Origin of the sequence: Endozoicomonas sp. ISHI1, assembly GCF_024606225.1 — a bacterium.
Classification (GTDB): Bacteria; Pseudomonadota; Gammaproteobacteria; order Pseudomonadales; family Endozoicomonadaceae; genus Endozoicomonas_A.
Genome location: NZ_JAGRPU010000021.1, coordinates 48,351 through 59,561, shown reverse-complemented (window position 1 = coordinate 59,561; position 11,211 = coordinate 48,351). Strand labels below are relative to the sequence as shown.

10 protein-coding genes are annotated in these 11,211 nt (G+C 46.4%); 5 read left to right on the top strand and 5 right to left on the bottom strand.

Annotated features, from left to right (window positions below; all coding sequences use genetic code 11):
• Positions 1 to 7 precede the first annotated feature (7 nt).
• Entirely contained in the window at positions 8 to 568 is a 561-nt protein-coding gene (locus tag KBW69_RS14235; RefSeq protein ID WP_257281276.1) for a chemotaxis protein CheW, read from the top strand.
• On the opposite strand, the gene KBW69_RS14230 is transcribed toward KBW69_RS14235, so the two are convergent.
• The 5 genes from KBW69_RS14230 to KBW69_RS14210 all read right to left on the bottom strand — a co-directional run bounded on the left by KBW69_RS14230 (position 534) and on the right by KBW69_RS14210 (position 6,260).
• Positions 534 to 1,259, bottom strand: coding sequence for a 16S rRNA (uracil(1498)-N(3))-methyltransferase (locus tag KBW69_RS14230; protein ID WP_257281275.1), 726 nt, complete (start codon positions 1,257 to 1,259; stop codon positions 534 to 536). The genes KBW69_RS14235 and KBW69_RS14230 overlap by 35 nt on opposite strands.
• Before the next feature lie 89 nt (positions 1,260 to 1,348).
• On the bottom strand, positions 1,349 to 2,200 hold the full coding sequence (gene metF, locus KBW69_RS14225) for a methylenetetrahydrofolate reductase [NAD(P)H] (protein WP_257281274.1): 852 nt from the start codon (positions 2,198 to 2,200) through the stop codon (positions 1,349 to 1,351).
• Positions 2,201 to 2,288: 88 nt separating this feature from the next.
• Positions 2,289 to 3,686 (bottom strand): adenosylhomocysteinase, encoded by a 1,398-nt coding sequence (ahcY, locus tag KBW69_RS14220; protein ID WP_257281273.1) that lies wholly within the window; start codon positions 3,684 to 3,686, stop codon positions 2,289 to 2,291.
• A gap of 134 nt (positions 3,687 to 3,820) precedes the next feature.
• Positions 3,821 to 4,831 carry a type I glyceraldehyde-3-phosphate dehydrogenase gene (locus KBW69_RS14215; protein ID WP_257281272.1) on the bottom strand — a complete coding sequence of 337 codons (1,011 nt, stop codon included), beginning with the start codon at positions 4,829 to 4,831 and terminating at the stop codon, positions 3,821 to 3,823.
• Positions 4,832 to 4,943: 112 nt separating this feature from the next.
• A complete protein-coding gene (locus KBW69_RS14210) occupies positions 4,944 to 6,260 on the bottom strand; it encodes a Bcr/CflA family multidrug efflux MFS transporter (RefSeq protein ID WP_257281271.1) in 1,317 nt (438 codons plus the stop codon).
• 330 nt (positions 6,261 to 6,590) lie between these two features.
• Between KBW69_RS14210 and KBW69_RS14205 the strand changes: the two genes are divergently transcribed.
• The 4 genes from KBW69_RS14205 (at position 6,591) to KBW69_RS14190 (ending at position 11,208) form a co-directional block, all read left to right on the top strand.
• Positions 6,591 to 7,244, top strand: a complete 654-nt coding sequence (locus KBW69_RS14205; protein ID WP_257281270.1) for a thiopurine S-methyltransferase — start codon at positions 6,591 to 6,593, stop codon at positions 7,242 to 7,244.
• Between the two features lie 146 nt (positions 7,245 to 7,390).
• Entirely contained in the window at positions 7,391 to 8,566 is a 1,176-nt protein-coding gene (locus KBW69_RS14200; protein WP_257281269.1) for an ankyrin repeat domain-containing protein, read from the top strand.
• A 356-nt stretch (positions 8,567 to 8,922) separates the two neighbouring features.
• The gene (locus tag KBW69_RS14195) at positions 8,923 to 9,987 is read left to right on the top strand and encodes an ankyrin repeat domain-containing protein (protein ID WP_257281268.1); all 1,065 of its coding nucleotides are present in this window, start codon (positions 8,923 to 8,925) and stop codon (positions 9,985 to 9,987) included.
• 258 nt (positions 9,988 to 10,245) lie between these two features.
• Positions 10,246 to 11,208, top strand: coding sequence for an ankyrin repeat domain-containing protein (locus KBW69_RS14190; RefSeq protein ID WP_257281266.1), 963 nt, complete (start codon positions 10,246 to 10,248; stop codon positions 11,206 to 11,208).
• Positions 11,209 to 11,211 lie beyond the last annotated feature (3 nt).

The following is an 11,211-nucleotide window of genomic DNA, read 5'->3' as shown; positions in this document are numbered from 1 at the left end:
TAGCGTCATGACCGGCAGTGCTGAACAGATTGACAGCCCTGAACAGGTGAACAGCCCTGAGCGGATGAGCAGCCCTGAGCGAATAAAGAGCAGATGCCTGAACTCCCGTTTGATCCCAATGCAGCAGAAACCGCTTCTGCTCCCTGTCTCCTGTATTGCCGATGTTGTGGACTACAGTCGTCCATCCGGTGGCAGTGAGACAAGCCCATGGTTGCTTGGTGAAATTGACTGGCGGGGACAAGCGCTCCCGTTGATTTCCTTCGAACGAATCAATGGTGGTCGCTTTGCAGAATTCTCTGCCACAGCAAAGATTGCTGTTATGCACAGCATTACCGGGAATGAACAGCTGCCTTTTTATGGCATGGTGATACAGGGCATTCCTCAGGCTCTGGATCTGACAGCGGGTGAACTTCAGCCCGCTATCGAAGCCAATAACAGTAAAGGTTCAGCAGAAACATCCAGGGTCATTATCAGGGGTATCCCCGCCGCCATTCCTGATCTTGAAAAAGTGGAACAACAGCTGTCAGCAATAATTACAGATCGCCCCAGAGATACTGCATCACACTGATTGCAGTGATCGGAGCGGTTTCCGTTCTCAGAACTCTGGGACCCAGTGCCAGCGCTCGAAAGCCTGACGACTCCGCGCTGGTAATTTCTTCCTGAGTCAACCCACCTTCCGGACCGATCAACAGAGTAACCGTTTCTGGCTGATCAAATCTCTCCAGTTTTTTTTCGGTTCGGTGGTGAAGTACAAACTTCAGGTCAGCGTTTTGCTTCGCCATCCAGCCCACCACAGACTCAGGCGAGTGAATAACCGGAACTCTGTTCAAACCACACTGTTCACAGGCACTGATAGCGATCTGTTGCCAGTGTCTGACTCGCTTTGCCTGACGTTCTGCATTCAACTTGACTTCACAGCGCTCAGAAAAGAGCGGCGTTATTTCAGTCACGCCCATCTCGGTGGCCTTCTGGATAGCGTAATCCATTCGCTCACCTCTGCTAAGACTCTGACCCACGTGGACTTTCAAGGGAGATTCCGTGACCTGACTCAATTCTGCTTCCAGGACAACAGTAACGGTTTTTTTTGCAACAGACTGAATCGTTCCCTGCCACGACGCCCCAATGCCATTAAACAGGACAAGGGGCTCCTCAAGCTTCATGCGAAGAACCTTACCGACATGGTTGGCAGCACTGTCGGTTAACTCAACGACCTGACCTTTTGCCAAAGGCTGATCGGTATAGATTCGAGGATTTCTCATGACGTTCCCATGGCAAGGTCGTGACTCCCTGAGAGTGAGAAAAGACAATGGATTAAGGCCAAAAGCACTCCCGGCCTCCGGCCGCGGGTTCAGAACAACTTGAGGTTCTGACAGATTGCTTTGGAGGGTGCAGCCTGATTCAGGGCATAGAAGTGCAGCCCGGGAACACCTTGCTCAACGAGTCTTTCACACATCCGGGTGACCACTTCTTCACCAAACTGTTTGATGCTGTTGATATCATCACCATAAGCTTCCAGCTGCTTGCGAACCCATCTTGGAATTTCTGCACCGCAGGCATCGGAGAAACGAGCCAGACGGGTGTAGTTGGTGATAGGCATAATACCCGGGATAATCGGCAGATCAATCCCCAGACCTCTGGCACGATCGACAAAGTTAAAATAGCTGTCAGCGTTGAAGAAGTACTGGGTAATGGCTGAACTGGCCCCTGCATCCACCTTGCGTTTGAAGTGAACCAGGTCCGCTTCAAAGTTTTGCGCCTGAGGGTGGGCTTCCGGATAAGCAGCGACTTCCAGATGAAAATGATCACCGGTTTCTGCCCGGATAAATTCCACCAGTTCATTAGCGTACTGCAACTCTCCGTTTGAGCGCCCCATACCCGATGGCAGATCGCCGCGTAGAGCAATGATTCGATTAATTCCCAGACTCCGGTATTGCTCCAGCAGGCTTTTCAACCGGGCTTTGCTATCGCCCACACAGGAGAGATGAGGGGCAGTAGGAATATCAGTGCAATTGCGAACACTCAATACGGTATCAAGTGTTCTGTCACGGGTGGAACCACCAGCACCATAAGTTACAGAAAAAAACTCTGGCTGGCATTTGGAGAGCTCGATCGCGGTCTGATCAAGCTTTTTAGCACCCTCTTCCGTTTTGGTCGGAAAAAACTCAAAGCTGATAGTCAGCTTTTTATCGCTAGTCGTCATCTTTAATTTAAACCTTCGTCACTGCTCTGGCGCTTGTGGTTCTTTATAAGCGCCAGGAGCCTGCACAGAGGCGCAGGCTCAATGCTGATCAGTACTTGTACTCATCCGCTTTGAATGGACCTTCAACAGCAACATTAATGTAGTCTGCCTGTTGTTCGGTCAGCTGGGTGATGACCCCGCCAAAGCCCTCCACCATGTAGCTTGCCACCTCTTCGTCCAGCTTCTTGGGCAGAACCTTCACGTACAGGCTCCGGGCTTTCTCGTCAGCGGGCAGGTTGGCAAAGCCTTCTTCATACAAATGAATTTGGGCCAGAACCTGGTTAGCAAATGAACCGTCCATGATACGAGACGGATGACCTGTGGCATTACCCAGATTGACCAGCCGACCTTCGGAGAGCAGAATCAGGTGATCATTGCTGTCCTTGTCACGCCAGATCTTGTGGACCTGAGGCTTAACTTCTTCCCACGCCCATGTCTCTCTCATGAAAGCCGTATCAATTTCGGTATCAAAGTGACCAATATTGCAGACAACACAGCTGCTCTTCAGCGCTTTCAGCATTTCACGGTCACAAACGTGCAGGTTACCGGTGGTGGTTACCAGCAAATCGGTAGTGCCCAATAAGTCTGTGTTGATACTGGCAGCAGTGCCGTCGTTGAGACCGTTAATGTATGGAGACACCACTTCAAAACCGTCCATGCAGGCCTGCATGGCGCAGATAGGATCAATCTCGGTGACTTTTACGATCATACCTTCCTGACTCAGGGAAGCAGCAGAACCTTTGCCGACATCACCGTAACCAATCACCAGGGCTTTTTTACCCGCAAGCAGGTGATCTGTACCCCGCTTGATAGCATCATTCAATGAGTGACGACAGCCGTATTTGTTGTCGTTCTTGCTCTTGGTAACCGCGTCGTTAACGTTGATCGCCGGTACTTTCAGAGTGCCTTTCTCGAGCATTTCCAGCAGACGATGAACCCCGGTAGTGGTCTCTTCGGAGATACCGTGGATGTTATCCAGAATCTGAGGGTATTTGTCGTGCATCATCAGAGTCAGGTCGCCGCCGTCGTCCAGAATCATATTGGCATCCCAGGGCTGACCACCTTCTGTCAGAATGGTCTGTTCAATACACCACCAGAACTCTTCTTCCGTCTCCCCCTTCCAGGCAAATACAGGAATACCCGCAGCAGCTATTGCCGCAGCAGCATGATCCTGGGTGGAGAAGATGTTACAGGAAGACCAGCGTACATCAGCACCCAGATCGACCAGGGTCTCAATCAGTACAGCGGTCTGAATGGTCATGTGAATACAGCCCATGATCTTCGCTCCTTTCAGAGGCTGCTGATCTTGGTACTTCTGGCGGATAGCCATCAGGGCAGGCATTTCACCTTCAGCGATCTGTATTTCGCGGCGACCCCACTCGGCCAGGGAAATGTCGGCAACCCGATAGTCAGTAAAGCTCTGAACAACTGCAGGAGTGGCGCTCATGGGTATAATCCTGTTATGCGTAATTACCGAAAAACAGGTTGAAGTCTAACAGTCACCTTAATCTATATCAATTTTTTTTGATATAGATTTTGAATAAGCAATACTCCGGGAATGCAATCGACTGGTCAGCTTTTTCACTGCCTCAGCCAGTAGTTGGCTACATCGAGCATACGGTTGGAGAAGCCCCACTCATTATCAAACCAGCAAAGCAGCTTGATCAGCTTGCCAGAAGTTACTTTGGTCTGGGTACCGTCGACCACACATGAGCGGGCATCATGGTTGAAGTCTACTGATGCGTGGGGTTCATTGGAGAAGCCCAGAATTCCTTCCAGACGACCATGGGTAGCCTGTTCCAGAATCCGGTTGACTTCTTCTGCTGTTGTTTCCTGTTTGACATGAACGCAGAGATCCATACACGAAACATTGATGGTGGGCACCCGGATGGAATTGGCTTTGAAGCAGCCCCGAAGGTCAGGAAGCAGTCTGTCAATACCCCTTGCCAGTCCGGTATCCACAGGAATGATCGACTGCAACGCACTTCGGGTCAGCCTGAGATCGCTATGGTGGTATGCATCGATTACCGGCTGATCATTCATCGCTGAATGAATAGTTGTGATACTACCGTACTCTATACCAAGGGCATCATTCAGGGTCTTGATAACAGGCACAATGCAATTGGTGGTACAGGAAGCACTGGAGACAATGCGCTGATCACGGTTGAGATCCTGCTCATTGATACCAAAGACAATCGTGGCGTCTACATCCGGCTTTGCAGGCTGTGAAAAAAGCAGTTTACGGGCACCACTCTCTACGTGTTGTTCCGCTGACGCCCTTTCTCTGAATGACCCTGAGCACTCCAGTAACAGATCAATATCAAGGCTTTTCCAGTCAATATTTTCAGGCCGGGCTTCGTGAATAAGCTGGATTCGGTCGCCTGCTACTATGAGCTGATTTTCTGAAGACTCCACTCTGGCGGGAAAGCGACCGTGGGTAGTGTCATAGCGGGTCAGGTAGGTCAGGGTGTCCTGGTCAGACAGCTCGTTGATGGCAACGACCTGCAAGTCTTTGCGATAACCATTCTCGTAAAGAGCACGAAGAACACACTGGCCAATACGGCCGTACCCGTTGATGGCTATTCGAAACATAGTCTTGCTGTCAGGCTCATTACTGCTGAATGGGTCGCTATTATAAGCGCAATACCAGAGGCGATAAAAAATATTTGCCCCACCGTACTGCCAAGGCAGGGCTCTGGTTCGATCAGGCAGGCGTCTGGACTTCTGAATCTGAAGTGCCTTCCGGCGTCACTTCATCCGATGGGATGCACTTGTTCCTGACCAGTAACAAGGATGCAAAGGAGAGCAAACCACAGACGGCTATCACGGCTGTCATAGGTATATTAGTACCATTATGAAGCAGACCTACTACCGCAGAAGCAATACCACCAATAGTGAAGCGAAGTGCACCGGACATAGCATTGGCTGTGCCTGCAGATCTTGGAAAGTGAGACAAGGCCAGAGCATTGGAGTTAGGGCCTGTCAGACCAATGCAGCTGACGTAAATCACCACAGGAATCATCAACCCAACCAGCCCACCGATTTCAAACTTTGCATTAACCACCATCACTACAGCGCTGATACTGGCAAGAATGCTGCCTGTTTTCAGGATAGTGAACAGTGGCAGGCGATCTATCAGACGAATATTGATCATATTCATGACCATCATCGCAATGATATTGACGGCAAACAGCAGGCCATAATGCTCTGGCTTGACCCCATACAGGTCGATATATACGTAGGGTGAGCCGGTAATAAAAGCAAACATACCGCCAAAGAAAAACCCATGACAGAGGATACAGCCCATAGCCTCCCGGTTTTTCAGGACGGACAGGTAGATCAGGAACAGCTGACTGGCAGGAATCACCAGTCTTTTCTCCTCCGGGAGGGTTTCCGGAACTTTTGAAGCAGCCAGCACCATGGCAAGTGCTGACATGACAGCCAGAAAAATAAACAGACTTTCCCAACCCATGAATTTAAGCATCTGACCTCCCAGCAGGGGGGCAATCAGAGGAGCTATTGTCATGACCATTAAAATAGACGACATAATCTTTGCGCTTTGCTGCCGTGAGAACAGATCCCGGACCATGGCGGGAATGGTGACCATGACTGCAGCAGCGGCCATGGCCTGCAGAATTCGGACAACAATAAGTTGCAGACCGTTTTCACAGAGTGCAGCCATGACACTGGTCACCATAAAAGCAACCAGACCCGGAAACATTATTTTCCTGCGGCCAAAACGGTCTGAGAGAGGTCCATACAACAGCTGCCCCAAGGCAAAGCCCACAGTGTAGGCGCTGAGTGTATACTGGATAATGCTCAGGGGTTCTCCCAACTCTTTTGCAATCGCAGGGATTGCCGGGAGATAGAGATCGACTGCCATAGGGCCAAGTGCGGTTAAGGCACCCAGGGTCAGTATGAAAAGTAGCCTGTCGCGGCTATGGCTCATTGAAATGCCATGTTTTTTATCTTCTTGCCTGGTTGCTTTTGGCTCAGGACTGCTTTCGATATTGATGGTCATGTACTTCCTTGGATCACGCGGATGAGTCGCTGAAATCATTAAATGTTTGTGCTGTATTCCTTCTGTCTGGGCTGCACAGATGCAAGGTTGCGACACTGCCGTCGCAAGGTTGAGGAATAAAAATAAGTTCGCTGTCGTATACAGAAGAGATGGCAGTTTTATAACGCTATCTTAAGTCTTATCGACATAAAAAAATATATTTGATAGGCAAATTTATAATATCAGGGGTGCACTCTGGTATATCTCGTAAGCTTTGCCGTTATCAGTGTTTTGTCAGTGCTGATCGACAAACTCAGGCCACACACGGCTTAAATGCATGAGAGGACAACAATGAGCAATCCTGACTGGGTTAATCGCTGGAAAGAAGGACGGATTGGTTTTCACAGATCTGAATTCAACGGGACATTATTGAAATTCTGGCCACAACTGAACCTGTCAGAAGTCCGCTCAGTGCTGGTGCCATTGTGTGGCAAGAGTCTGGATATGGTCTGGCTCAGACAACAGGGGCTGGAAGTGATCGGTACAGAGCTGGTAAAAGCCGCTGTGGAATCGTTCTATCAGGAGCAGTCACTGCAACCGGCAGTGACAGAGGTTCAGGCTTACCGACATTGGCAAGCCGATGATATACATATCCTCGAAGGTGATTTCTTTGCTTTACCCAAGGGCTTCATTGACAGCACCGTTTTTTACGACCGTGCCGCTCTGGTTGCATTGCCCCGGGAGATGAGACAGCAATACGTTGAACAACTGTTAAACACTGCACCCCATTTACAGGAAGGCCTTTTGATCACGGTTGAGTATGATCAGGATCTGGTTTCGGGCCCTCCTTTTTCGGTTCAGGAGCAGGAAGTCAGAGCTTTATATTCACCGCGGTTTGAAGTGATCAAGCTGGATACACACAACTCACCGGCTTCAACCAACTTGAGGGAGAAAGGCATTAGCGAGTTGATCGAAGCGGTCTACAAACTCGTAGCAGTAACTTAAGCTTTCAACTTCCCGGTCTTTTTCTAAAATATTTGCGTTTTTCGCAAGGTAACAAGGAACTCTGGTTGATTATTGCTGTCTTAGCTGGTTATGGAATGAAATTTCCAATTGGGTTTACATAAAATTACTTACGGAGATGTTTAAGTATGGATATATCAAAAGCTGGCATTCAGCCATTCAATTATGATGGACTGACTGCTAATGAAGTGACTACTAAAGTTACACACGATAAAGATGGTAAGCTTTCTTCGATTAACGTATTCGCAAGGTTAGAGCTACCACTGCGAATAAATTTACGAAAAAGTGATACCCAAGACTCTGCCACACCCATCGTGGATCGTAATATTCAAGCGTATTCACAAGCTTCAACTTCAAATGAAGCTGCTCAGAGTGATAGTAGTGATAGTTTCAAAACACAGAAAAAGCCATTCACTGATGACTCAGAGGCCGAATCCCAACAGCGCAATATAATGAAAAGAGAGGCTATGGCTATCTCTACAGGAGATGCCAACCCGGAGCGTTTTGCAGAGAGCCTTGTAAAGGTGATTACAGACCCTGATAGCACTGACCCTGATACTTCGGAAGCTGTAAGGTTGATAGCTGAGTACGGTGCCGATGAACTTGCCAGGTTAACAATCCCGTTTTCTTTTCATATGAAGACCACTAGAAGTTTCCCTGCTATTACTCTATTTGCTCTTGCATGCAGATTCGGTAAGCTGGATTTAGTTAAGGCTCTGTACGTGAATCAGGAACAATTAAACCAGACATTTGATATGGAAAATGGGACTAATGGAAATACAGCAATCATGCTTGCAGTTATTCATGGCCATGCAAATGTAGTGAAGTATTTATTAGACTTGGGGGCTGATCCTCTAATTCTTAATGAAGATAACAGGTTTGCCGAGCATCTTAATTCAGCTCATAACGCAGGCAGGCCTGATTCATACATTGAAATCAGAGAATTATTAGCAGACTATCGCAAAGAAAGGAATCTACCACCTCTTGAAGAACCCGCTATGAGTGGTTATTACATTGAAGGTACTGAGAAAAGGGTGATTTCTGTTAACATTCCGGAATTCTTTTCTGAACATCCGGAATTTCTTGAAAAATTCATTTCTGATAACCCGGGTTTTCTGAGTCAACTCGCTGGTGAAAGCCCACAGTTTTTGTCATACCTCGTTATTAAATACCCGGAATTACTTGAAAGATTCTTTTCTGAAAAACCGGGTTTTCTCAGTCATATTCGTCGTGAAAGCCCGGAGCTTATGGAACTCCTCCTTTCTAAAAACCCGGATCTTCTCGAATCTTTATCCAAGGAATAGTCATGGGGTCATAACCCATGACTATTCCTTGGATTTATTGCGGTTAGTTCCTGAATTTAATAGCCCTTGCTATGAAGAGATTAACGCCTTAAGTCAGTGACATTGATCTACAAAATGAAGACAGCCATAAGTCACAGGAAGGTTTTTAAATGTCTTGCCTGTGGTCAGGATTAACGTTGCCAAGGATATCTTGGCGTCAGGACATGGCTTGTTAGCATGTTATCCCACTCTTTTTGAGAAATTAGCGTTTTTGCCAAAGTAAAAAGGAACTTTGGCTGATTAGCGCTGTCTGAGTAACTATGTAATGAAATTCCAAAGCATGTTTACATAAAAATAAATCAAGGAGTTATTAAAATATGGATATATCAAAAACTGGCACTCAGCCATTATGTTATGGTGATATGACTACTGTAGTTACACGAGATAAGAAAGTTAGTGCTTTTATGAGTGACATTGCCGCAAAGACAGGGCTACCACGGCAAACAACTTTACAAGAAAGTTATCCCCAAGACTCTGCCCCTTTCATCGTGGATCGTAATATTAGCGCGTACGCTCAATCAGATGAAGCGGCTCAAAGCGATAGTAGGGATAGTTTAAACGCACAGAAAAGGCCATTGGCTGATGGCTCAGACACCGTATCTCAACTGTGCAAAATAATGAAAAGTGATGCTATGGCTATCTCTGGCGGACGTGTCAGCTTTGAACGTTTTGCAGAGAGCCTTGCTAAAGTGATTACAGACCCTGATAGCACTGATGCTGATACTTCTGAAGCCGTAAGGTTAGTATCCGAGTATGGGGCCGATGAACTTGCCAAGTATACAGTCCCATTTTCTTTTCATGTAAATACCACCAGATCTTATCCTGCTATTACACATTTTGCTCTTGCATGCAGATTCGGTAAGCTGGATTTAGTCAAGGCTCTGTACGTGAATCAGGAACAATTAAACCAGACATTTGATATAGAAAATGGGACTAATGGACGTACAGCACTCATGCTTGCAGTTATTCATGGTCATGCCAATGTAGTGGAGCAATTGTTAACATGGGGAGCTAATGTTCTAATTCTTGATGAAGATAACAATTGTGTTGATCGTCTTAATTTAGGTTTTAACGCGAACAATCCAGGATTATGCATTAAAATCAGAGATTTATTAATAGACTATCGTAATGAAAGGGGTCTACCGCCTTTTAAAGAACCCGCTCTTATTAATGATTACATTACAGATACTGGGGAAGATAATCATTATTGTGACTTTACAGGAATTCTTTCTGAACGCCCGGAACTTCTTGAAAAATTCCTATCTGTAAACCCCGTTGCTTTCGCTATAATCTGTGATGGAGACCCGGTTCTTCACGCACTTTTCCGTTCTACTCTCCGTTCTACAAACCCGAGTCTTCTCGAATCTTTATCCAAGGAATAGTCATGGGTGTATAATCCGTGACCCTTCCTTGGGTCTATTCCGGTTAATGCCTGAATGTGATAGCTCTCGCTATGGAGAAATTAACGGCTTAATTCAGCTCCATTGATCTACAGACCCCGTCTTTTTTAGCAATTTTCGTTTTTCTAAATATTAGAAGAAAACTTAGGAACCTTGGTTAATTAATATTGTCAGAGCAATTGTAATGTTAAATGACATGGTTGTTTTCAATCACAATATTAAATACGGAGGTGTTTAAATATGGATATCCCAAAGGCTGGCACTCAGCCACGACGTCTAAATGAAATGACTCATGCCGTTGCACAAGATAAGAGTGATGCGACTTTTACAGGTGCCGGTGTCACAACCATTGGTCCACAGTCACAAATAACTTCACAAGAAAATGATAATAAAGTACATTATTCTCCCGTCGTGGAACGCAAGGTTGAAGCCTCTTCCCAGGTTACAGCTTCAGATGAAGCTACTCCAAATAATTGTTGGCATAGCTCCAAAGCACAGGTAAGGTCAAACACTGATGACCCGGGCGCCGAAGCTGTACCGTGCAAAATGATGAAAAGAGATGCTATGGCTATCTCGACAGATCGTGACAAACTGGAGCGTATTGTTGAGAGGCTTTTCAAGATAATTACAGACGCTGATAATACTGATGCTGATATTGAAAAAGCTAAAAGCCTGATATCCGAGTATGGGGCCGATGAACTTGCCAAGTGCACAGGCGTATTTTCAATTGATGAGAACCTTTTTTACCCTGCTATTACGCCTTTTGCTCTTGCATGCAGATTCGGAAAACTGGATTTAGTTAAGGCTCTGTTCGTCAATCAGGAACAATTAGACCAGACATTTGAATTAACTAATGGGACTAATGGGCGAACAGTACTCATGCTTGCAACCATGAAAGGGCATGCAAATGTAGTGGAACAATTATTAGTCTGGGGAGCTAACCCTCAAATTCTTGATGAAGCTAACAATGGTGTTAATGCTATTAATTTCGCTTATAACGGGTACAATCAAGATTTGTGCTCGAAAATCATAGTTTTATTACAAAACGCTCGTAGAGAAAGGAATCTGCCATCTTTTGAAGATGCAGAACCTGATAGAGTGCGTTATCAGGCAGTGGGCTCTGAGGGATACACTTTTACTTTTAATCGTGAAAAGCTTAAACGTAAATTCTTGGATTATCTCGAATCCAAATACGGGAAGTAGTCA

Coding starts and splice junctions, on each gene's coding strand:
- KBW69_RS14235 (WP_257281276.1), top strand. CDS start 8: ATGACCGGCAGTGCTGAACAGATTGACAGCCCTGAACAGGTGAACAGC.
- KBW69_RS14230 (WP_257281275.1), bottom strand. CDS start 1,259: ATGAGAAATCCTCGAATCTATACCGATCAGCCTTTGGCAAAAGGTCAG.
- metF (WP_257281274.1), bottom strand. CDS start 2,200: ATGACGACTAGCGATAAAAAGCTGACTATCAGCTTTGAGTTTTTTCCG.
- ahcY (WP_257281273.1), bottom strand. CDS start 3,686: ATGAGCGCCACTCCTGCAGTTGTTCAGAGCTTTACTGACTATCGGGTT.
- KBW69_RS14215 (WP_257281272.1), bottom strand. CDS start 4,831: ATGTTTCGAATAGCCATCAACGGGTACGGCCGTATTGGCCAGTGTGTT.
- KBW69_RS14210 (WP_257281271.1), bottom strand. CDS start 6,260: ATGACCATCAATATCGAAAGCAGTCCTGAGCCAAAAGCAACCAGGCAA.
- KBW69_RS14205 (WP_257281270.1), top strand. CDS start 6,591: ATGAGCAATCCTGACTGGGTTAATCGCTGGAAAGAAGGACGGATTGGT.
- KBW69_RS14200 (WP_257281269.1), top strand. CDS start 7,391: ATGGATATATCAAAAGCTGGCATTCAGCCATTCAATTATGATGGACTG.
- KBW69_RS14195 (WP_257281268.1), top strand. CDS start 8,923: ATGGATATATCAAAAACTGGCACTCAGCCATTATGTTATGGTGATATG.
- KBW69_RS14190 (WP_257281266.1), top strand. CDS start 10,246: ATGGATATCCCAAAGGCTGGCACTCAGCCACGACGTCTAAATGAAATG.